Raw genomic sequence first — 24,154 nt, 5'->3', positions numbered from 1 at the left:
CATTTAATGCATATTATGTGCCTTAAATGGTTTTTATAAAAATTTTAAAAAAATACCAAAAGATTTAATAAAATTTATTTATAGGGAAAGTTTATGAGTAAGTTTTTTAAAAAGTTTTTCAGATTTAGCACATTATTAAGTTTATCTTTTGTAACATACAGTTGTACAAATATTACTAAAGAACCACAGTTAGTTGATGATAAAGAACCTAAAAAAATTGAAGTTAGCTCTGGTAACGAAATAAGCAAAGATCAATTAAATTTTGAAAATATTTTTGAGTTGTCAGAAGATCAAAAAAATATTGGCCAGCTCTTTGATAATTTAAAAAATGAATATGAAACTAAGCAAAAAACTAAATTTAGTAAAATGAGATTATATGGTTGAACAAAAAACAAACAAGGTCGTAAAACTGATAAAATTCATTTGACAATGCCAGCTCTTGGTAACAATAAAAGAAATTCCATACTAAAATTTCGAAAAGATCTAGATCTAAGCAACCTCCCATGAGAATATAATCCCCAGGGTCATTTTGTTAACACATCTTTTGATGAAACTACTAGAGTTTTAACTATCAAATATGTTCTAAATAATAAAACATATTTACAAAAGATTTTTATCCCAAAAGCAATAGAAACAAATAATTTAGAAAATCTTAACATTGATAAAAACATTGAAAATGCTGATACAAAACAAGATGTTATTAAAAATGAAAATTCAAATATACATAAAGATTCAGTTGCAGAAACAAAAAAACAAAATTCAAACAACTTTAATAATAATGAGTTATTAAATAGCACAAAATCTTTAACAAATAAACCTGAAGAAAGTCTTCCTTTACTTACCTCCGTTAAAATATCAACCTGAAATATTCAGAATTTCGGTAATAAAAAAATCACAAAAGAAGATTTTAGAATTCAAGCATTAGCAGAAATAATTGCTCTTGAAAAATTGCAATTTATTTCAGTTCAAGAAGTTAATTACGAGGAATTTAATGGTGTAAGTACTTTGGTTGAAGTTTTAAATGAAAAATATAATTTGAACTTTAAGTTAGCTAAAAGTCCTAAGGGCTTAAAATCAAAAGATCGTCTTGATTCTCATGCTGTTTGAGAATCATATGGTATTTTATATAATGCTAATAGTTTTGAACAACTCGATAATAGTGGTTTTGAAGATTTTGAAGGTAAGAATGTTGTTTTTACTCGTCCATTATGAATGTCATATTGGAAAGTAAAAAATTCTACTACTAAATTTTGAATTATTAATGGTCATTTAGATGGTCCAGGCGCAAACCGTAAGTATAATGAAATATTAAGCCCAATAATTGATGGATACAAATGAAGCTCGCAAGGAGACCAGGAAGTTAAAGAATTTCTGGACATCCATAATGCTTTTGAAAAACTAAAGGACTTTTATCCAAGTAAAACATTAGAAGATTTAGTTATTTTTAATGGTGATACCAATATTAAAGAAAATCATTTTATAAAATCAAATAATTATTATTTATCTAAAAAGTACGAATTAGGATATAAAAATTCCCAATCTAAAAATGACATTGAATCTTACAAAACATCATTTTCCAAAAAACGTTATGTGAATCCATATGATAAATTTATTGCTTTTGATCCAAATGATGAATTTGAAGCTTTGGATGCAAAAGATTTTAAATTTGATTTAAAAAATGTATTCAATAATAAATTAGATTATCAAAAGTATTTAGATTTATATATTAAAGAAAAATCTAGTCCACAATTAACAAAAGAAGAATTAGCCTTAAAGTTATCTGACCATACTTTTGCTAATGCTTTAATTAAGGTAAAAAACCCTTAATTTAATTATACAAATAATGGATATTTTATGGTAAAATAACATTTATGAAAAATACAAATAAAATTGCATTATCATGTGAACTTTGTAGACGTAAAAATTACTATACTAATAAAAGTTTAGGCAATCCTAAACGTCTAAAAATTAAAAAATATTGCATTCATTGTGCTACACATAGCTTACATCAAGAAGAGGTCTAAAGTGGAAGAATTAATTAAAGTTAAAGACAAAAAACCAAAAAGATATTGAATTAGAAAGTTAGTTAAGGAAATTAAACGAGTACGTTGACCTGACTTTCAAACTAATAAGAAAAATTTTATAATGACAATTGTATTTGCATTTTTATTCACTGTGTTTGTTTCATTAGTAACCTATGGACTAACTGAACTGTGGTCAGTTTTATCATTAAACTAATAATTAAGTAGATGGAGATTATATGGAAACTATATTTAAATGATATGTTATTTCTACAATGAGAGGCAAAGAAGATGCGGTTATTGAATCGCTAAACAACCGGATTGAAGCTGAAAATATCTTAAAAGATTTTGATTTAAATGCTAATGAAGGATCTGCATTTAAAATATTTCAAAGACCAACTTTAACCCAACGTGAGTGGCAAAAAAAAGAAGAAGGCTTACCATACAAGATTAAAAAAGTAAATTTATATCCAGGATACATTTATGCCAAAATGCATATGTCTGATGAAGCATGGTATTTAGTGCGTAACACCCAATATGTTACTGGACTAATTGGATCATCTGGAAAAGGGGCAAAACCAACTCCAATTGGTATTTTAGAAATTAAAAAAATGCTTAAACTTGAAGCAGACTATTGACGTTCATTTGAAGCTGGTGAAGATATTTTTGGTTATTATCAACCTGGTGATATAGTTGAAATTATCGATGGTGTTTATACTGGACATGAAGGAGAAATTACTTCAATTAATAATAATGAAAAACAAGTAACCTTAAAATTTGAAAGTTATGGTAAGGAACAAGAAATTACTGTTTCAATTGATACAATTGTTAAACTAAAGGACAAAGATTAATAAGTAAAACACAAATTTTTCAATTTGTGTTTTTTAAAGGAGTTATTATGTTGAGAATAATCAGTGGGTTATATCGTAACCGTAAAATAAATTACCCTGATTTAAAAATTGTTAGGCCAACAACTGATAAGGTTCGCGAAGCAATTTTTTCATCATTACAATTTAAAATTCAAAATAGCTATGTTTTAGATCTATTTGCAGGTTCAGGAGCTTTAGCCATTGAAGCTTTAAGCAGAGGTGCTAAATTTGCTGATATTGTTGAAAAGAACAAGGATGCTTATAAAATCATTAATGCCAACCTTTCTTCATTGGGAATTAAAAATGCTAATTTATACCAAGTTAATGCCCTTGATTTTTTATTAACTAAAAAACAAAGATATGATTTTATCTTTCTTGATGCTCCTTATCAAGATTATGATTTAATAAACCAAGCATTAACCTTAATATCCCAAAATAATATTTTAAATAATGAAGGAGAAATAATTTTAGAAACAGATAACATTTCTAAAATTATAATTCCGGCTTCTTTATATATTTATAAAGAACGTAAGTATGGAAAAATATATGTCTATTACGTTGCCAAACAATAAAAAAATAACAATTGGTCAAATCTTAGAATTAACATGCCAAGAACTAAGTTATGAAGGACTAGGCACAACTCGTATTAATAATAAACCAATTTTAGTTAGTAATTTTTACCCTAATGAAGTAGCAAAAGTTAAAATTACTAAAGTATATGCTAAATATTGTGTTGGGATAATTGTTGAAATGTTGCAATATTCAAAGCATAGGGCAAATAAGCAATTTACTAATTTAGATGCTATGCCATTAGCTAATTTAAATTATCAAGCCCAACTTGAGTTTAAACAAAGATATTTAAATTCATTATTTAAACGCAATTTTGCTTGAATAAATTTAAAAGAAATTGTTGAAGCAAACCAAATTTTTAATTACCGAAATAAGGCTAAATTTTTGCTTTCAATAGTTAATAATAAATTATCATTAGCTTCTTATTTAAAAGATGCTAATGATTTAAGTTATGATACTTCAAATTTAAGTTTAAATAATTTAGAATTAAATAAGGTTTTAGAATTGATTTTACTAACCATTAATAACTTTTATAATTACAATGATAAATTAATGCATTTAAATTTTTTTAAAACAATATTAATTAGAATAAATCATCATAACTTGGTTCAAGTAGGTTTTGAACTTGAACCAAGTTATGATTTACCTAAAAATTTAATTAATGAATTATTCTTAATTGACAATTTAATTGAAGTATATGTTTTAAAAAATAATCAATATTTAAAACTTGCAAGCAAAGATCAATTTCAAATTTCTTTGTTAAATAAAACCTTTAATTTAAATCTTAACTCTTTTTTCCAAGTTAATAGTGAAATAGCTTTTAAAATGTTTACTTTAGTTAAAGAAATAAACCATACTAAATACACCAAAGTATTAGATTTATTTTGTGGGGTTGGAATTATTTCTACTTTAGTTGCTAAAGATAATCAAGAAGTTTTAGGAATTGATATTACTAAAGAAGCTATTAATGATGCTCAAAGATATGTTTTAAATAACAATTTAAAACATAAATATATTGCTAAAGATATTTTTAAATCGCAACATATTTTGAATACTTTTATTGATCAAAATACTTTAAGTATCATTGATCCTCCTAGGAGTGGTTTGAATACTAAGTTGATTAATTATCTAAGTCAAAACAATATAAATACCTTAATTTATATTTCGTGTAACCCGAGAACTTTACTAAGAGATTTAAAAGATTTTTTAAATAATGGTTATAGTATAAACTGAATTCAACCTTTTGATATGTTTCCAAATACAGCGCATATTGAATGTGTAGTTTTATTAACTAAATAAGCTATAAGAAGTTTTTTTATTCTTAAAAAAGAAATTATATTAAATGGGCAGCCAAACTAATGTAAACATTGGTTAGGCTGCCCATTTTTTAGCAATAACTTCAATATATAAAAGTTAATTTTTATTTTGTAATATCAAGCTTTTTATGTTTTCCTTCCATATATATATATATATTATAATTAGATAATTAAAGATAAAAATATATAACAAAAATTTTAAAGAATTATATTTAGATTTTACATATAATGTTATATATAAAAAAAGAAGAAAGATAAAATAAAACAATGTAAATATTATAAAAATTCATTTTTTGTATTAGTTTATTATGGTTTACTAGAAAGTGGAAATATGAATTTATCGTTAAAAATAACATGCTCAGAAAATGTGGATTCTGAGATTTTAGACATCCTTAGAGATGGCAAATATCATGATGCAAAATTATCTACAAATAAAATTGAATTAAAAAGGGATCGTCGTGATGATAGATATATTGATTCATTAGTTAATGTTAAAATAGCATTAAAAAAAGAAGGTCAAGGATATTTAATCCTTATGGGAAAATTATCTCGTGATTTTCGCAGGCCTTATGGTGGGTCATTTCATATTGTTAAAAAAATTGATGAAATTTCAGACTTTAAACAAGTTAAGGGAGTTCCTGCAAGTATAAGATTTTCAGCAATGGATGAAGACTTAACTACAAATGATGAACTTTCAGAATATATGCAAAACCTAATTAATAATCCTAACTTTGAATTTAATATTAATCAATTTTCAGAATTCATGGATATTTTTAAATTTTATAAAGATTTATCAGCTGAACTAAATAATAATTTTTCATTTAAAATAACATCAATTTCAAAGCCATATTATTTTATTCCGATTCATGTTAAAGATTTAAATTTAGAAACTAAAGAAGAAATTAAAGATCAAAATGGTCTGCTTAAGGGTTATAAAATTAGCGAGATTACTTATGAAAAACTTAAAAATGAAGTTAAAAGGCAAGTTTTAAAATTAATTGATATACACATTAAGGATAGTAATGAGCCACTTCATTGAATTAAACGAGTTGGAGATGACAACATCTTTTTATCTAATAAATTAAAAATTTCAGAAAAAGATGTTGAAAATTTAAAACAATTTGAGGTTATTAACTGTAAGATTGTCGACAAAGAAGTAGTTTTATCCGGTGAATTTAAAAACAACGAAGACTATGAGAAGCATTTTAGTGCTTTAAACTTATATGATATGGGTCAAAAGATCAAGATTGATTCCATTGATAATTCGCTTCGTTTAATTAATCAAGGTGCAACTGGATCAGCCATTTCCCTTTTAGAATATTTAATTGGTGATAGTAAAATGCCTACTAAGCATTTAGAACCTACTGAGGTAACCAATAAATATACAAATGGTTTAAACAATTCACAGAAGCAAGCTTTTTTAATGGCTGTTGATGGGTCTCCTGTTAGTTTAATTAAAGGTCCTCCCGGAACTGGTAAAACACATGTTATTAATGCAATTGTTCAATATATAACTAAAGAATTAGGACAAAAAGTAGTAATTTCTTCACAAACACATATTGCCATTGATAATGTTTTAGACAAATTAATGCAAAATTTCGATATTATTATCCCAAATCGAATCACCAACCGAAAAAATAAATACAGCGGAAATGAAATAGATTCAACATTATATAAAACATGGGCACAAAAATTTTCTGAGCATAATAAGAATGTAACAGATTTAAAATTATCGGCTGCTATGGAAAAACAAATGTCTCATTTTGCGGGTGAACCAAGATTTAAATATACTGAATATTCTTCACCAAGTAATTTTCCAGTAATTGGTATAACCACTACCTCAAGTGCTTTAGGTGGCAAGAAAGGTTTTGAAATCCTAAAAGGATATGATTGGCTTATTATTGATGAAGTAAGTAAATGTCCTATTAGTGAGGTGCTAAGATATTTACCATATGTAAGCAAGGTTATTTTGGTTGGAGATAATTACCAATTAGCACCATTATTAGAATTTTCTAAAGAAGATGTTAAAGATTTGCCTTCATATAATGAAGATAAATTTGAAAAACTTCAAAATATTTATGAGCAATCAGTTTTTGATAAAGTAATGGATAAAGCACAACAAGCAAATCGGTTAGTTCTTTTAAATGAAAACTATCGATCTGTAAAACCAGTGCTTGCAGCTTATAACGTATTTTATGACAATAAACTTGAAAATAAACGTGAGCAAGTTAGACCTAATAAAGTTCGCTTTAATGTTACAGATAACAGTATTAACTATGATACTAATGATATTTTCTTTGTCGAGGTTTTAAATGGACAAGAAGCTAGAGAGGGAACTTCAAGATTTAATATTGAAGAAATAAATGCAACTGCATTTATTTTGAGAGATGTAATGCAAAAGGCAATTGATCCTGAAAATATTTCAGTAAGTGCTATTTTCCCTTATGCTGCTCAAATTGAAAAGTTCCAAAAGCAAAATATTGCTTTAATTAATGAAGCTAAAAAATTGTTTAAATCTTTTGAAATTGATACCGTAGATGCTTTCCAAGGTAAAGAATCAGATGTTGTTTTGGTTAATACAGTAGTCACTGATGCATTGCAACGAAATTTCCTAAATGATTTTAGGCGGATTAATGTCGCTATGTCACGGGCTAGAGATAAACTAATAATTTTTGGTAATAATCGTGTGCTTCGTCAAATTTCAATGAAAATACTTAATGGGCAAAAAAGAAAATATTTTAATGAAATAATTAGTTATATAACATCAAAAGGTAAATTTATTGAATATAATGGAGGTGAAGTAAAACATGCAGATAAAAGCAAAAGTAGCTTTAAGCTTGCCTAATAAATATTACAAAATAACTTTAAAGTATGATACATTCCAAAAAGCAACGTGAGATCAATATTTCATTGCATCCTTAGTTTATAATACAAATTATGAAAGCGATGCACATGTTTATATTAATGAAATTACAGGAAATGGTTCTTTAAACCAACATTTTAAAATACTTTATGATGAAATAATTAAAATGGAACCTGAACTAGACAGGGAAGAAATATTCGGACAAAATCCGAATATTTTTAATATAAAGAAAAAGAGGTAGTTATGAGACATTTAAAGACTAAAGAATGAGTTAAAATTTTTGACTTATACGATAAATACTTGAACCTGGTAATAACCAAAGCAGAATTTGAAAATTTCTGTTTTGACATCAGAAAAGCATACTGAAATAAAGAATCAATGAAAAATATGTTAAAGAAAAGAAAACTGTATAATTTAAATATGAACATAGAATCACAAAGCGGTAAATCACCCAAGAAAGATAAAGGTGTTGGGAGAAAGAAAAAGAAAGTTCTCGATTATACATGAATTAATACTCTTAAAGATGATGAAAAAGATGCAGTTATAAAATACTACTATCGAATTTTTAATGAAAATAATATTGATGCAGATATTAAAAATATTAAAGAAATTGAAAATCTTTCATCAAAATACAAGGCAAAAATTTTTTTAATAGCAAGATCCACATATTATGAGAAATTGAAAGATAACAACAAAGCTAAAGAGATAAATGTCAAACACAAAGAAATAATTTTTAAAAGTTTTGTCGAAAATAAAGAAAGGTATGGACGAAGGAGGCTTGCTAAATATATTTTCCAAGAATATAATATTCAAATAAATCCTAGAACCCTTGGGAATTATATGAAAAAACTTAATTTAAAAACATTTGTTAGACAAAAACGTAAAAACAAAGAATCTAAAAATACTTGTGTTAAAGTGCCTGATTTAGTAAAACGAGATTATAATTCAATCAACAATAATATATATGCAACAGACGTGACCTACATACCAGCACCAAAAGACATTGAGCAAAATCATATTTATTTATCCGCAATTATCGACCATAAAACTAAGTTTGTGACCTATGAATTATCACTTAGAAATGATACCGAACTAATTTTGAATAATATCAGTAATACAAAATTCAAAAAAAATTTTATTTTACATTCTGACCATGGATCTGCTTATTCGTCGGTTGAATATACTAAAAAAATAGAATTGCTAAAAGGTAAAATATCAATGTCAAGAATTGGCAATAGTCTAGACAACCGTGAAATTGAATATTTTAGACAGGGAAGAAATATTCGGACAAAATCCGAATATTTTTAATATAAAGAAAAAGAGGTAGTTATGAGACATTTAAAGACTAAAGAATGAGTTAAAATTTTTGACTTATACGATAAATACTTGAACCTGGTAATAACCAAAGCAGAATTTGAAAATTTCTGTTTTGACATCAGAAAAGCATACTGAAATAAAGAATCAATGAAAAATATGTTAAAGAAAAGAAAACTGTATAATTTAAATATGAACATAGAATCACAAAGCGGTAAATCACCCAAGAAAGATAAAGGTGTTGGGAGAAAGAAAAAGAAAGTTCTCGATTATACATGAATTAATACTCTTAAAGATGATGAAAAAGATGCAGTTATAAAATACTACTATCGAATTTTTAATGAAAATAATATTGATGCAGATATTAAAAATATTAAAGAAATTGAAAATCTTTCATCAAAATACAAGGCAAAAATTTTTTTAATAGCAAGATCCACATATTATGAGAAATTGAAAGATAACAACAAAGCTAAAGAGATAAATGTCAAACACAAAGAAATAATTTTTAAAAGTTTTGTCGAAAATAAAGAAAGGTATGGACGAAGGAGGCTTGCTAAATATATTTTCCAAGAATATAATATTCAAATAAATCCTAGAACCCTTGGGAATTATATGAAAAAACTTAATTTAAAAACATTTGTTAGACAAAAACGTAAAAACAAAGAATCTAAAAATACTTGTGTTAAAGTGCCTGATTTAGTAAAACGAGATTATAATTCAATCAACAATAATATATATGCAACAGACGTGACCTACATACCAGCACCAAAAGACATTGAGCAAAATCATATTTATTTATCCGCAATTATCGACCATAAAACTAAGTTTGTGACCTATGAATTATCACTTAGAAATGATACCGAACTAATTTTGAATAATATCAGTAATACAAAATTCAAAAAAAATTTTATTTTACATTCTGACCATGGATCTGCTTATTCGTCGGTTGAATATACTAAAAAAATAGAATTGCTAAAAGGTAAAATATCAATGTCAAGAATTGGCAATAGTCTAGACAACCGTGAAATTGAATATTTCTTTTCAATTCTTAAAAGCGAGATTTTTCCAAATTTTGATCAAACCTGTAAAAGGCTTACTTTTATTGAATTATCACAAAAAATCAAAGAATTTATAAACTGATATAATTATAAAAGAATAAGATAAAAAAAACCTTCCCAAAGCATTCCGTTTGGCTTAGCCAAATGGTATGGTTGGGGAAGGTAAAACCGTCCGAAAAAAATTTCCCAGTTTATAATTAATATATTATGAAATATTTATTTTTTGATATTGAGTGTGCTGATGGTTTAAAAGCAATTTGTGAATATGGATATGTTCTTACAGATGTAAATTTTAATATTCTTGAAAAACAAAATATTTTAATTAATCCTGAAACTGAATTTAACTTAACTGGTCGAAAAAATCGTCCCGATCTAGTTCTTGCTTACCCCCACGAAGTATATTATAAGCAACTTTCTTTTGAATATTATTATCAAACTATTAAAGAATTAATGGTGCAGGATGATTTAGTAATTTTTGGCTATGCTGTAGAGAATGATATTAGTTTTTTAGCTGGAAGTATAAAACGTTATAACCTGCATTTATTTAATTATATTTCTTATGATATACAAAAGCTTGTTAGTGTTTTAAATAATGATGGAACAAACCATCCTTCACTAGAAAAAGTGTTTAATGATTTACTAAATAGTGGGGCTGAAGTAAACTTGCAAGATCACAAAGCTTGTGATGATGCACATAAGTCAATGCTTGTCTTAAAAGAACTAACCAGCACACAAAACTTAAATACAATAGAATTGCTTCATTTATACCCAGATCTAAAATATAAAACATTTGATTATTTAAAACAACGCGAACAAATTCTAAAATTGGGAAAAGAAACACGTAAGAAAGAACAAATTGCAAAAAGAGTAAGGAGAGAAGAACGTAAAAGACGACAAGAGTTAAAACGAAAGAAAAAATTTGATCAATTTTGAGAAACAACTTTAAAACTCGCTAAAGAAGGTGGATTTGAAAATATAAATGTCCCTGAAGAATCATTGAAAGATTTCCTTAAAGCAATTAATTATTATGAAAGAATTAAATTACACAAAAAACAAAATGTTAAAAATCAAATTAAAGATAATTTCAACAATGAAACATTTGAAGAATTTTTTGAAAAATCCTTAATCTTATCTAAAGAAGGAGGCTTTGAAAATATAACATCTGAACCATTGCTTAAATCATTTTTAAAATTAGTGAAACAACATCATTATCTTAATTTAAAATATTATAAACATCAAAACCAAAAAACTGTCCAAAAAAATATAGCCAAGCCTTTTGAAGAAATTTGAGAAGTGGCCTTAAATTTAGCCAAAAGTTAAATAATGTAACTTAATAAAAGTAAACAAGAATAAATGTCCTAAAGTAAACGAAAAGCTAACAATAATTGTTAGCTTTTTATTTTAATATTTTGCATGATCAAGTTTTTACAATATATATATATATATATATATATATGAATTATAATTAATTTAAATAAATAACTAACATAATAAATTTTTTGTTCTTCAAATTTATTATGTTACTACATATCATTCTGTCTATATAAACTTTGTAAGGAGTAAAATGTCAAATAATAATAAATCGCTCACCAGCATTGAGTTATTACAAAAACTACAAGAAATATTTATAAAATCCGGCTTTACAATTATTACGTGTGGCATTCGTATAAATAATTTTATAAAATTTAAAATTTTAAAACATAATCACGAATACTTTATAAATGTTAATATTCGCAATATTACAAGTGCATATTTACCAAATAAACCTGATGTAATGAGAAGACAAGTTAACAAACTTAATTTTAATGATATTCCTGATAATACTGCAAATAATGCAACAATGCTATTAGGACTTTGAGATATTAATGGTAAAAAAGTTTTAGTTGCTTGAAATCCATTTTTATTTGTTCATCATGAAACAAATCGCTCATGCTATGTATTAAAAGAAAGTTTAAATAAAGCATCACAAGAAGGTTTTTATCAAGGTAAGGATTCGGGTACAAATATTTTGGTTTGTTCTGAAAATAATTTTGAGGAACTATTATCGGTTTATCTAGAAAATTATAAGGCAGATTAAAATGAGCTTTTTAAAAAAAGATTTTGTATACGTTGATTTATTTGCTGGAATTGGTGGCTTTGCTCTAGCAATGCAAAAATATAGCAATAATAGCAAATGTTTATTTGCTTCTGAAATTAATGAAGCAGCTGCGCAAACATATGAACAAAATTTTAAACATAAACCTTTGGGAGATATCCAATTGTTAAATTTTAATAATTTATATCAAAAAAATATTGATGTAGTTTGTGCTGGTTTTCCATGTCAAACATTTTCCAAAGGTGGCAAGCAGGAGGGATTTAATGATTCACGTGGCACACTGTTTCGTGAAATAATTAGATTAATTGAAACAAAGCAAGATATTAAACAAAGACCAAAGATATTAATTTTAGAAAATGTCCAAAATTTAATTACTCATGATAGTGGTAATACATGAAACACAATTTATAATGAAATATCAAATGCTGGATATAATGTGGTTAAAAAACCACTAGTTGCAAGCCCTAAAGATTTTGGAGTTCCACAACTAAGAAATAGGGCAATAATACTAGCAGTGAGAAAAGATATATACAATGGTCCTATTAATTTAGAAATTAAAAAAGTTAAACAAAATACACCTACTATTTCTAAAATCATACAAGATGAGTTACAAATTAGCAATAAAGCAAAATATCAATTATCTAAAATTCAATTACAAACCCTAAAATGTTGGAATGACTTTATACAGATTATTCCAAAAAACAACAGAGTCTTAGGTTTTCCCATTTGGGTTGATGAATTTGGATTAAATTATGATATTTCAAATTTACCAATTTGAAAACAATCCATTATTAAACGAAACAGAACTTTATATTTTGAATATAAAGAAAAAATTGATAAATGACTAGAAAAGTGAAAGGTTAAAGATATTTTAAATAAAACAATGCGTAAATTTGAATGACAAGCTGGCTTGGATTTAGATAATCTTTTCGAAGGAATTATTCAATTCCGTCCTAGCGGAATTAGAGTCAAAAGACCTACAGAAGCCCCAGCATTAGTAGCAATGGACCACCGCCCAATTTATGGACCTCAAAAAAGGTATTTTACTGCTGTTGAATGTTTAAGGTTACAAAGTTTTCCGGATGATTTTAAATATATAGGAAATGAAAAAGAATTATTTAAACAACTAGGCAATGCAGTTAATGTTACTGTAATATATTCAATATTTAAAGATTTTATTGAATATATTAATAAAATGAGAAAGGTTAATAACAATGAATAATACTAAGAAGTACGATATAACTATAGGATCTGGTTTTATAAAAAATTTTCAATTTGAAAATTATAAACTTGAACGTGTTTTTTCTGAATTTATAGATAATTCTTTACAAAGTTTCTTAGACAACCAGGATATTTTAAAAAACCTTGAAGATGGTAAAAAGTGTAAAGTTTCAATTATTTGAGATAAAAATCAAATTATTATTGAAGATAATTCGTTTGGTATGAATGAGGAAGAATTTGGTAGAGCTTTAAAACTAAATGCAAAAAACCCAAATGCAAATAAAGATAATCAGTTAGGGATGTATGGCATAGGCTTAAAATATGCTTCTGTTTACTTAGGTAATAAATATACAATATCCACAACAAGATATGATTCTGGTTCTAGAATTAGTGCGTCTGTTGATATTGATGAGTTATCGGAAAATAATCCAAACGAAATTGAAGCAATCTTTGACCATGATCAAAAAGAAAACCATGGGACAATTATAACAATTACTAAATTAGTAAAAGAACTTAATAACCCAAATAAGGAAAATGAGCTGCGTGAAAAGCTTGGTACAATCTATCACCATTATTTAGAGAGGGGTATTTTAAATATTACGTTAAATAAAATACCTATAAAGTATGAAAAGCCTGAAATATATATGGATGAAAATCAGCAAAGATATATTCGTAATATTAATGATTCATTTACTTTTAAAAATATAACATACGAATTCACAGGTTGAATAGGAATCCTTAATAAAGGAAATCGTAGTAAAACTGGTCTAAACATGATGCAAGCAAATAGGTGCATTGCACTTAACTATAAACCTGAAAAAATATTTGATAAAGGTAATTTATTTCCAACCCTCCGAGTAGTTGGGGAAATAAGATTTGAAGGAAAAAATTATGTTTTATCCTATACTAAAGATAAATTTGTTTGGAATCACGACGGTGCAGAGGATAAATTTCTTGAGAAATTAGCTTCAAATGAAAGCGTCTCATATATTATTAAACAATCTAAAAAAATTCGTGTAAAAGATGATGATAGAAAAATTAGTAATCAAACTAAAAAGATCTTGTCAGATAGTGCAGCAAGCACACCAACTATTAAAGAAGATATTAACAATAATGAGGAAAAATCAGTTAAAGAACTCCCAAAGAATGAATTTGAAAAAGATGTTGATGAAATTATATTTGAAAAATATAATGTTTTAGTAAATGATCAATTGGTTTATTTATATGTATCAATTCAAAGGCTTTCTTCAGATGTAGATTGCTTACAGTTTGATAAATATAAAGATGGCTATTCTCTTATTATAAATATTAATAATCAGTTTTATGTTAATAAATTTAAAAAAAGCGGAACAATTGCATCAGTTAATTCGATTATTATAATATTAGTTCAGAGTATGCTTCAAAGCCAAAGTTTGGGTATTAAATTGGCTGATTCTATAAAATTGCTTGACACAATTAATGAGATTATGGTTAAACAAAATGGATAGCAATAAAATTATTTTAACTAAAGTTGTTGAAGATAAAAAAGTTGCAGATAACTATATAAATTTAGCCAAATTAAACGGTTTTTATATAAAAAAATTTAAAGAATTTCTTGCGAAATCAGAAGATAGTCAAACAATTTCTCATATTCTTTCAAATTCATATCAAGCAATTTATAATTTTAAAAATCCAACTGGTAATATTAATCAATATAGTCCTGTTAAAATATTATGTTTAGGCAAGGTACAAAGTGGGAAAACATCATTTTTTTTAGCATCAACGGCGCTGGCATTTGATAATGGGTATGATATTGCTTATATACTAGCTGGGACTAAATTAAAATTAAAAGACCAAAATTTTAATAGACTAGTTGAAGGATTCAAAAATAACGAGAAATTAAAAATTTTTAATTTAAATTCCTCATTTAAGGAAGATATAAAGGATTTAATTAAACAAGGATGTAAAATTATATTAGTTGTTTTAAAAAATCCTGCAGAAAATACTAATTTGGGGAAAATGATGCAATTGGCAAAATTATATTCTGAAATACCATCAATTGTTATCGATGATGAGGGAGATGAATTTACTCCAGGAGCTCCAAAATCTAAAAAAAGGGGAATATCTAATAAAACTCATGACAATATAGTTGATATTATTACTTCTTTTAAGATATGCACATTTTTATCAGTTACAGCAACCCCACAAGCTAATTTACTCATTTCAACCTATGACCATATCTCACCTGATAGAGCTTTATTGGTTAAGCCAGGAAAAAATTATACTGGAGGAAGATCCTTTTTTGATACTATTGATAATCCACATATAAAAGTAATTGATGATAATGATGATTTTGAAAATTCAATACCTGATTCATTTAAAGAAGCCTTATATTTATTTATTTTTTCATGCGCCTTAAAGCGAGCACAAGGAGACTATAAACCTTTTTCAATGCTTGTACATCCTTCTTCATTTAACAAAATCCAAGATATTGTTGGATTACGTATAAAAAAATATATTAATACAACAATTACTTCGGGACTTGAAGATAAAAATTCTATATATTTTGATGATCTTAAAACTGAAATAAGTAAATGTTACAAAGAATATTATGAATTAAATAATGGTATTATCAAAATTGAGTTTAAAAAAATAGTTGGTGAACTTTCCAATGTTGTAAAAAATCTTAATTTACAAGTGATCAACCATAATAATATTGAAAAGGAAAAAACAAACTTTCTTTATAAGATTAAAGTAGGTGGCAACATGTTAGGGCGCGGCCTTACTTTGGATCGTTTAATCGTTTCATATATTTACAGAGATTCAAAAGAGGCACAAGTAGACACTATGTATCAAAGATGCCGCTGATTTGGATATAAAAATAATTATTTTGATATTTGCAGAGTATTTATGACTAAAGAACTACAAAGAAAATTTATGGCTATTGTATCAAATGAGGATCATATGTGAAATGCTTTTCAAGCATTTTTAGAGTCAAATTTGAATCTAAAGCAGTTTAAACGAACCTTTTTATTAGAACATGATAACTTAGTTTTAACACGCAAAAGTGTGTCAAATACTGTTAGTTTAAAAGTTATTTCATATGGTAATAAAGAAGATTTATCTGTAGAATTAACCAACCAACAAAAAGAACATAATCGAAATTTATATTTAAATTTTTGTAAAAAATATGGATCAAAAGGAAAATTAATTGATTTTGACACATCGCAAGAACATAATCAAAGGCATTTATTGTTAAAGCTTAGTTTTAATGAGTTTTATAATGAATTTTTATCTAAACTTGTTTTTGGATTTACTAGTCCATTTAGTCTAGAAAGTTTTGCAATAATTAATAATAGAATAAAACAAGGGTTACAAAGTGATGAAATTTTAATTATGCTTATGAGGTATCAAAAAGGTCAGTATCGTTCTTATACTGATTCCACAAATACATCTATAAAAAGATTGTTTCAAGGTCAAAATCATGGAACTAAATTTTCTGGTGATAGGTACCCAGTTGATATAAATGGAAATGATTATACAAATATTCCATTCATTCAAATACATATGGTAGATATTTTTAATAAAACGCCTATATTTGAATCATGTATCCCATTAATAACTTTTAATAATCCTTTAACATCTCAAACAATAAAATTGGTTACAGGAGATAATGTTTATGAATAAAGAAACAAAATATTTTGGAAATTTTCCAAAAGAGGAGTGATTTTCAAATAATGTTTTTATGTTTGAAAGTGACGAAAGAATAAAAACTATTTTAATTAAAAATAGTAAAAATTTCGTAAAAACTAGTGATGGTATGACTGATAACTTGCATTATTCAATCAATGGTAAATATACTGATGGCAATACAAGTTACTATTTTCATACTATCTCGTGCTTAAGGCAAGATAATAAATCAAAAGAGCAATTTCAAATTATTTATGATTATTTATTTAAAGCGATTGATAAACCTCAAGCAGGGGAAGATATTCTAAATTTGCTTGAATCTTTAGAAACTTTATTTAAATCTACACCGTCAAAAGATTTAGAACGAATACAAACAATTACATATTTAAAATTATTATTTCATATTTATTGTTATAAAAATGGCTTAAAAAGTATTTATAGTAAATTTAATAATATTGATGACCCTACAAGAGGAATTATACAATTAAATTCTACAACTTTAATTATTTTAAAAGGATCTTTAGGAAGCGATAGAATTCATAGATTTAATCATGATGTATTAACTTCTAATAAATTTAATTTATACTTTGTATCAATTTTGCTTGAAAAAAACGATAATGGAGTTAGTCTTTATGATTTATTTTCAAAGTTATTTGATTTAATTAAAGATCCCACCTTCTATTTATATTTAGAAATGCTTAAAATTAAGTGTGCAATTTCCAGTTTAAATAAAGGTGTAAGTTATAATTTAGATTATGCCATGGACCAATTGAAAATTTTTAAAAAAGAGCAATTACCAATTTTAGAAATTAATTCAAGCACTATTGCTATCAGTAATATTGAATATGACATTGATTGTAAAAAAGTGAATTCACTTACCCTAAGCAAATTTAAGGATGAAATTAATAAAAATTTTTACTTGAAAGATAAAGGAGAAAAATGGATTTAAAAGAATATAATAAAGTTAAAGATTTTACATACTTAGAATATTGTGATTATTTACAAAATAAATATGGAATAGGTCTTGGCCCATACTTTAAGGAAAATTGAGTTAAAAATCCAAAGATTACGAGAACTAAAGAAGGTTTGTTTGCACATCATAAATATGAAGATCATGCAATTATGTTATCTACCTTGGAATATGCAAAAAATAATCCTTATGAATGACAATTACCTGAAAACTTAGTATATTGCAATTATCTAGAACATTTATTCTTACATATTTTAATTGTCCAATACCCTGCGAAAAATAAAAATAAGCATGAAAATGTCGGTTATGGTGGTGTAGTTAATTTCTTAGTACCAGAATTAAATGATGTTTATTCTGGTTTCATGCCTGAAAGTGGGTGAAAAATTAAGCCGTATTCAGTTATAAAAGATCACAAAGATGTTTATTTACATTTACTTAAAAAATTTAAAAATATAATGAAAAATAACCCAAATTTCTCGCCGCTATCTTTATTATCTTCGTGACCTTATAACAAAGATGTGTGAAGCATTAATAATAACTTAGAATTATATAATGAAATATTAGATCTATAAAATTTTTACTAGTTGCCTATAATACTGGTTGCAAATACCAAATTTTATATATTAATATTTATATATATATATATATATAATGTTATAATATAAATATAATTAAAGGAAAATACAAAAAGGACAAAATATGAGACTTAAACGAAAATACAAAATAGTTTTAATATCCCTTGGTTCTGCAATGGGTATAACTACTATTTTTACAACTGTGCAATCATTGCAAATAGATTCTAAAAATAGTCATAAGTATAATGTGCAACAAACTGTTAATACCTTCTTAGACAACAATACTGCTGATCCTAAGAATTCATATCCAAATACTTATGATGCAAATTTAGATCGTAAACCAAGAGAACCTGAACCAACTCCTCCTAAAGAAGTTGAAGAGCCTCTTACAATACTTCCAGATCCCCCAAAGATTATTGATGATAAAAAAGAGGAACCTAAACCAGTGGACCCTCCTAAATTAGAAGAGGATGCATTGCCAATTCCTACTCCCGTTCCGCCGGTAGAAGATACTAAACCAGTTGAACCAGATGTTCCAATTCAAAAAACTCCAATTGAGGTAAAACCTGAACCGGACAAAGAACCTTATGAAAGAGTGCAACGTCGTGAACGGAAAGAAATTAACCAAGGTGGTATTAAATTTACAGCTGATATTGCATATTTAAATCCACCTAAAACTGAAAGATATGATCGAGATCGAGGAATTGCGAACCGGATTGCATATCAAAATGAATTTCAAGAAGTTGAAGGTATTTATAATGCTTTAACGGAAGCAAATATTAAAATTTCTGTGGAAAGATCGCAAAAAGGCGCTAAAGATGCAGATTGACTTTTCCAAAATTCAAATACTTCATTCCATGAAGTATTACATGATGAAAAGTTAGATATTGAAGCTCAAATTGATTTCTTTAAACGTAATGGCGATGGTGCTATTGAAGCATTAGGTAACTTATATGCAAGGTATTTTAGACTTTTAGAAAAACCTGAAAAACTTAAAGAATATCTTGATGAAACTGGTTTAAAAAACTTTGATAAATGGTGAAACATGACCAAGATCTTTAAATACCGGCCTCCGCGTGCAAATCAAGATGTTGAAGTTCCTCTTGGTAAATTATTGCTTTTAATGCATATTGATCAATCTAAAATTAATAAAGTTAGCGATCGTGTTAAAAAATACCTAGAAGAAGGTTTTGTAATTTCAGAAAGCGGACAAGTATGAGTTAATGAAAATGGTGAATGAGAATCATATGTTTATTCACCACCAGTTAACAATGTTCAATTAAGAATCCAATACGATAATAAAAATCGTCGTGTTTTATGAAATAACGAAACATGGCCTGGTCGTAATTCTGATGACATAAGATTAGGTAATTATAACGGTTGAACTAAAACTTGGGCAAACCAAGAATTTGAACAAAAAGGATATGCTGATTTAATTGCAGGATTTCATGGTATTACAATTAATAGGTTTACTAATAATAAACCTGAAGAAGGAAAACTCAAAGAAGCTATTGTTGTTGAAATTGATGTTGAACAACCAAAAGCATATCAAAATGCTCAAGCCTTAATTGAAAGACTGCAAAAAAATAACGTCAAGATTACTGGTTATCGGATTAAAAGTATTGGAAGAGTTGGGGCAAACCAAGATATGGATAAAATCTTTGCTGCTTTACCAAACAAATTGCCAATGCTTGAATTATTCTTCGCGTCAAAAAATACAACTGCCTTAAAATATATTAAAGGTAAAGAAATTGACGAATTAGCCATGTATACAGACCAAAAATTAAATGCTTTAGCAAACGACTGGGCATTTAATCCATGGGCTTTAAATAAAGTTGCTTGAGTCAACATGGATGATTACAATATATCATGAGGTGCTTTAAATAGCCAAGAAAGAATTTATTCTCGAATTAGTTTTGACAATTTAGCCTTTGATGAAGAAGACGTTATCGTTAATGGAAAATATGATTTAACAATTATTAACGATGGCTTAAGAATGGCTTATTGAGCTAGAAACAACGAAAGAATCTTCCAAGGTGGTTGAGGTGGTGGTAATAAGCCTGATAGTCAAAGGGATGGAAACTCATGGCCTCTTGGCTTAGATTTCAGCAATGCACCAAGTATTAAAACATTAGCAGGTATGGTATTCGAAGACGTGTTAGGTAATAATAGTACTGTTCGTAAACTACGTAGAATTAAATTATTCAATGATTCAGATATATGATCTGTATCTGCTTTTGAAATGAACAATGCACAATTTAGCAAAATTCTAATTACTGGCGAGCCGGGTGATCCAAGCAAGATCTTCTTTAGTAATGGTAAAGAAACTAAGAAGATAATGATGAGGGCACTAGAACCTGGTAAAGGTGAAAAACTTAATGCAGAAGGTGCTGGCAACTTACGTACTTTATTAAATAATAGTGATGGAACCTTTAATTCAAACACTGAAATTATTGTTCAAGCAGGGGAACAAGCTTTACTAGATTCTTTAAAATCTGCTGGGTTTAATGCAAGGTATGAAGTTGAGGATGACAAATATATCATTTTATAATTAACAAAAACAATATGTGTACAAGCATATTGTTTTTATATATAAATTTTATTAGTCTAAATACACAATAAATGCATTTAATTGAATAAATTAGGTGCATAAAATTTTATGGTTGTTTTTCTATCTTAATGTGATAAATATTCATTAAATAAGAATTATAAGAAATTTAATTATTACCGGTGATTAATAAGTAATTTAAACAAAAAAACCTAGCCATGAGCTAAGTTTTAAGTTAGTCTTTATTTTGTTCATGTTGTTGTAGACTTGGTTTTATCATATTTTGTGCTTTATAGTTTTTAAAACTGATCAATTTAATAACAAATGGGTTAAAGTATTTTTCGGTAAAGCCTTGCACAAATAAGTATAAAAATGGTGCTAACAATGTACCAAGCAACATTGCAAAAGTTCCAGTTAAAATACCATTATATGCTTGTGCACTTGGGTTTGTTAAAGTTCAAGAAATGCCAAGGTTGTTTGTGTAAGCAGCAAAGCCATTTGAATAGGTATCTTCAAATAATAAATTCGGTAATTGCTGTGCTAAACCTCTGGCTGGATTAATTGCAGCAGACCCAGTTAATATTCCCATTCAAACGCTAAATGAAATAATTGCCATAATAAATGTATCACGGTATTTATTATCAATTCTTGGTGAAAAAATTGGTACTAATAATACAACTGTCACAATCATTTCAAAGAAGAAAATTCATGTTGAGCCTGAGGCCATTATTGATCCTTCACCATTTTTAACCACAAAAGGTGAAAATGATTTTTTAGCAGCTACTAGTGAGTTAATTGGTGCATTAGCAACATAAGTATCGCCTACGTTTGCCTTTCCAACTGCATAAATAATTGCACCTGCAATAAAAGCCCCAATTACTTGCATTAAGATTTTAAATAAAGTATATTTACCATCATTTGTCCCATTTAAATATCTTGTAATTGAAACAGCCGGATTTAAATCACAACTAAATCTTAGAAAAATAAATAATACTAATCCAACTGCCACAAAACCCGCAAAGAAACCAACCAAGACTGGGTGAATCAAATATTCTTCTATAATAATGGGTTGGCCATCTTTATCTTTAATAAAGGTACTAAGGCCTGCTAATAATAATGAAAGCATAATTGTACCAATTGTTTCAGAAATACCATGAATTAATCAAGTTTTTGGATCCTTTGGTTTTTCTGCATTTAAACGTTTATCTTTGGTTAATTTAAAATAACTAAAGAGCGATTGAGTTTTTAAGGTTTGCTTTTGTTTATCCATTTTTAATTTTTCCATTTTCTAAAATAATTAAGGCATTTTCAAAGTTGTTATTTTGAGCGGCATCTGCATGATCTAACGTTACTTTAGCTATTTGTGTAAGTGCTAAATCAGTTAGAAATGCTTGGTGTGAGGTAATTAACACATTTGGCATTTCAATTAATTCTTTTCATTGAGGATCTAAGTTCTTTAAATCTTCAATACGAGCTGAAACATCTTCGTAAAATCTTCCTTCTTCGCGCTCTAACACATCAGTTGCTAAGCCACGGATTTTTCCAGATTTAAGAGCCTTAATAATTGCTTCTAAGTCTAATATTTCGCCACGGGCTGTATTAACTACAATAACACCATCTTTCATTTTATCAACTGCAGCTTGGTCTAATAAATATTTTGTTGATGGTAGCAATGGACAGTGAATTGAAATGAAATCTGACTCTTCTAGTAATTTACTTAATGAAACAAATTCAATTTCTAATTTTGCAGCTAAATCAGGGAAGTTTTCTTGTGCATAGGCATCAAATACTAATACCCTTGCACCAGTTGCTTTGGCAATTTTAATAAATGTTTGCCCAATTTTTCCTGAACCAATTACTCCAACTGTTGAATTTGCAATACATTTACCATCTAATCCGTTTAAAGAAAAGTTGTATTGTTCAACTCGTTTATTTGCTTGAATTAAATTTCTATTTAGTGCTGATAAACCGGCAAAGGCAAATTCTCCAATGCTTTCAGCTGAGTAATTAAAGATTCTAAAAACATTAATTCCTAATTTGTTAGCTGTTGCAATATCAATCTTATTATATCCCATTGATCTTTGAAATCAATGTCTTACCCCCAACTTTGCTAAAACATCTAAAATTACTTTATCTCCGTATGTGTTAACAAAGGCACAAACTGCATCATATCCTTTGGCCAAAGAAGCAGTATTAAGGTTTAAATTTTCTTTGAAAAATGTAATTTGGTGTCTGCTTTCATTATACTTTTCAAAATATTTTATGTCATAATCTTTCGCATCAAAAAATGCTATTTTCATTCTGTCTCCTATTTCTAATTTTGTGAATTTAAAATAACTTATAAAGTTATTTAAAATTATATAAAATTATGCCTATAACGTAAATAAAAAATGCGGAATTTATAATGAAAATTGTTAATGAATATTTTGATATTTTTGTTTACAAATTTTAAAAATATAATATAATTATAAGGCCATTTGAACAATAACCTACTAACCTGGTCAGGATAGAGATATAGCAGCCATATGAAGAAGTATTGTGTCAGGTGGTCTTTTTTTATATTTTAATAAAAGGAGTAATTTATGGATATATTTTTTAAAAATAATGAATTTTTATTTAAATTACGAGTTGGTTATTTAGTTAAACATGATAATAAAATTTTATTATCCAAAAATCCAAATGGTACATATTTTTATTTACCCGGGGGCAAAATTGAATTTGGCGAAACTTCGAGCAATGCCCTTAAGCGTGAAATATTTGAAGAATTAAAACTTATTCCCAATACAATTAAGGAATTATTTCACGAAGAAACTTTTTATTATTCAGACTTTTTTAAAGCAAACGTGCATGAAATTTGTTTTTATTTTGAGGTAAATTTAAACATGCCCAAGCATATGTTAAATGATGAATTTGAAATTTGTGAAACTCCAACTAAAAGACTATATTTTAAATGGGTTAATGAACAAGACTTAGAAAATATAAATTTTGTTCCCCAATCAATTTTAAAATACCTTAATAAACCAAATGCTTTGAATAAATCATAGTATTTGGTTTTCTTTTTATAC

At 26.9% G+C, this 24,154-nt stretch carries 21 protein-coding genes and 1 other RNA gene; 20 read left to right on the top strand and 2 right to left on the bottom strand.

The features are described from left to right. Nucleotides 1-93 precede the first annotated feature (93 nt). From AC0B4S_RS02700 to AC0B4S_RS02615, 18 genes are all read left to right on the top strand, one after another. Nucleotides 94-1,827, top strand: a complete 1,734-nt coding sequence (locus AC0B4S_RS02700; protein ID WP_465101578.1) for an MnuA family membrane nuclease — start codon at nucleotides 94-96, stop codon at nucleotides 1,825-1,827. A gap of 44 nt (nucleotides 1,828-1,871) precedes the next feature. Beyond that, nucleotides 1,872-2,024, top strand: coding sequence for a 50S ribosomal protein L33 (gene rpmG / locus AC0B4S_RS02695; RefSeq protein ID WP_465101577.1), 153 nt, complete (start codon nucleotides 1,872-1,874; stop codon nucleotides 2,022-2,024). 1 nt (nucleotide 2,025) lies between these two features. Beyond that, nucleotides 2,026-2,238, top strand: a complete 213-nt coding sequence (secE, locus tag AC0B4S_RS02690; RefSeq protein ID WP_465101576.1) for a preprotein translocase subunit SecE — start codon at nucleotides 2,026-2,028, stop codon at nucleotides 2,236-2,238. A 22-nt stretch (nucleotides 2,239-2,260) separates the two neighbouring features. Further along, complete coding sequence (nusG, locus tag AC0B4S_RS02685; protein WP_465101575.1) at nucleotides 2,261-2,872, top strand: transcription termination/antitermination protein NusG; 612 nt, start codon at nucleotides 2,261-2,263, stop codon at nucleotides 2,870-2,872. A gap of 47 nt (nucleotides 2,873-2,919) precedes the next feature. Beyond that, a complete protein-coding gene (gene rsmD / locus AC0B4S_RS02680) occupies nucleotides 2,920-3,462 on the top strand; it encodes a 16S rRNA (guanine(966)-N(2))-methyltransferase RsmD (protein WP_465101574.1) in 543 nt (180 codons plus the stop codon). Further along, entirely contained in the window at nucleotides 3,437-4,759 is a 1,323-nt protein-coding gene (gene rlmD / locus AC0B4S_RS02675; protein WP_465101573.1) for a 23S rRNA (uracil(1939)-C(5))-methyltransferase RlmD, read from the top strand. The genes rsmD and rlmD overlap by 26 nt, the downstream gene beginning before the upstream one ends. A 348-nt stretch (nucleotides 4,760-5,107) precedes the next feature. Further along, the gene (locus tag AC0B4S_RS02670) at nucleotides 5,108-7,621 is read left to right on the top strand and encodes a DEAD/DEAH box helicase (protein ID WP_465101572.1); all 2,514 of its coding nucleotides are present in this window, start codon (nucleotides 5,108-5,110) and stop codon (nucleotides 7,619-7,621) included. Continuing rightward, nucleotides 7,584-7,880: a hypothetical protein gene (locus tag AC0B4S_RS02665; RefSeq protein ID WP_465101571.1), complete on the top strand. Its 297-nt coding sequence runs from the start codon at nucleotides 7,584-7,586 to the stop codon at nucleotides 7,878-7,880. Before AC0B4S_RS02670 ends, AC0B4S_RS02665 begins: the two co-directional genes overlap by 38 nt. 2 nt (nucleotides 7,881-7,882) lie before the next feature. Further along, a complete protein-coding gene (locus tag AC0B4S_RS02660) occupies nucleotides 7,883-8,947 on the top strand; it encodes an IS3 family transposase (protein WP_465101570.1) in 1,065 nt (354 codons plus the stop codon). A gap of 21 nt (nucleotides 8,948-8,968) precedes the next feature. Beyond that, a complete protein-coding gene (locus tag AC0B4S_RS02655) occupies nucleotides 8,969-10,117 on the top strand; it encodes an IS3 family transposase (protein WP_465101219.1) in 1,149 nt (382 codons plus the stop codon). Between the two features lie 101 nt (nucleotides 10,118-10,218). Continuing rightward, nucleotides 10,219-11,331, top strand: coding sequence for a hypothetical protein (locus tag AC0B4S_RS02650; protein ID WP_465101569.1), 1,113 nt, complete (start codon nucleotides 10,219-10,221; stop codon nucleotides 11,329-11,331). Nucleotides 11,332-11,575: 244 nt separating this feature from the next. Then, nucleotides 11,576-12,088: a hypothetical protein gene (locus tag AC0B4S_RS02645; RefSeq protein WP_465101568.1), complete on the top strand. Its 513-nt coding sequence runs from the start codon at nucleotides 11,576-11,578 to the stop codon at nucleotides 12,086-12,088. 1 nt (nucleotide 12,089) lies between these two features. Continuing rightward, nucleotides 12,090-13,328, top strand: a complete 1,239-nt coding sequence (locus AC0B4S_RS02640) for a DNA cytosine methyltransferase (protein WP_465101567.1) — start codon at nucleotides 12,090-12,092, stop codon at nucleotides 13,326-13,328. Further along, on the top strand, nucleotides 13,321-14,814 hold the full coding sequence (locus AC0B4S_RS02635) for an ATP-binding protein (RefSeq protein ID WP_465101566.1): 1,494 nt from the start codon (nucleotides 13,321-13,323) through the stop codon (nucleotides 14,812-14,814). The genes AC0B4S_RS02640 and AC0B4S_RS02635 overlap by 8 nt, the downstream gene beginning before the upstream one ends. Further along, nucleotides 14,807-16,993, top strand: a complete 2,187-nt coding sequence (locus tag AC0B4S_RS02630; RefSeq protein ID WP_465101565.1) for a Z1 domain-containing protein — start codon at nucleotides 14,807-14,809, stop codon at nucleotides 16,991-16,993. The genes AC0B4S_RS02635 and AC0B4S_RS02630 overlap by 8 nt, the downstream gene beginning before the upstream one ends. After that, a complete protein-coding gene (locus AC0B4S_RS02625; RefSeq protein ID WP_465101564.1) occupies nucleotides 16,986-17,945 on the top strand; it encodes a hypothetical protein in 960 nt (319 codons plus the stop codon). Before AC0B4S_RS02630 ends, AC0B4S_RS02625 begins: the two co-directional genes overlap by 8 nt. Further along, nucleotides 17,936-18,538 (top strand): hypothetical protein, encoded by a 603-nt coding sequence (locus AC0B4S_RS02620; RefSeq protein WP_465101563.1) that lies wholly within the window; start codon nucleotides 17,936-17,938, stop codon nucleotides 18,536-18,538. Before AC0B4S_RS02625 ends, AC0B4S_RS02620 begins: the two co-directional genes overlap by 10 nt. A 127-nt stretch (nucleotides 18,539-18,665) precedes the next feature. Beyond that, a complete protein-coding gene (locus tag AC0B4S_RS02615) occupies nucleotides 18,666-21,092 on the top strand; it encodes a putative immunoglobulin-blocking virulence protein (RefSeq protein ID WP_465101562.1) in 2,427 nt (808 codons plus the stop codon). A 232-nt stretch (nucleotides 21,093-21,324) separates the two neighbouring features. On the opposite strand, the gene AC0B4S_RS02610 is transcribed toward AC0B4S_RS02615, so the two are convergent. Both AC0B4S_RS02610 and AC0B4S_RS02605 read right to left on the bottom strand, forming a co-directional pair. Continuing rightward, a complete protein-coding gene (locus tag AC0B4S_RS02610; RefSeq protein WP_465101561.1) occupies nucleotides 21,325-22,359 on the bottom strand; it encodes an aquaporin in 1,035 nt (344 codons plus the stop codon). Continuing rightward, entirely contained in the window at nucleotides 22,352-23,389 is a 1,038-nt protein-coding gene (locus AC0B4S_RS02605; RefSeq protein WP_465101560.1) for an NAD(P)-dependent oxidoreductase, read from the bottom strand. The genes AC0B4S_RS02610 and AC0B4S_RS02605 overlap by 8 nt, the downstream gene beginning before the upstream one ends. A gap of 166 nt (nucleotides 23,390-23,555) precedes the next feature. On the opposite strand from AC0B4S_RS02605, the gene ffs reads away from it, so the two are divergent. Next, nucleotides 23,556-23,648: signal recognition particle sRNA small type (ffs, locus tag AC0B4S_RS02600), an RNA gene on the top strand. A 23-nt stretch (nucleotides 23,649-23,671) separates the two neighbouring features. Continuing rightward, nucleotides 23,672-24,133, top strand: coding sequence for an NUDIX hydrolase (locus tag AC0B4S_RS02595; RefSeq protein WP_465101559.1), 462 nt, complete (start codon nucleotides 23,672-23,674; stop codon nucleotides 24,131-24,133). The last annotated feature ends 21 nt before the right edge of the window (nucleotides 24,134-24,154 follow it).

It is taken from the genome of Mycoplasma sp. 6934, assembly GCF_055523595.1.
The sequence above is the reverse complement of the archived record's forward strand: the minus strand, read 5'-3'. Positions and strand labels throughout refer to the sequence as shown.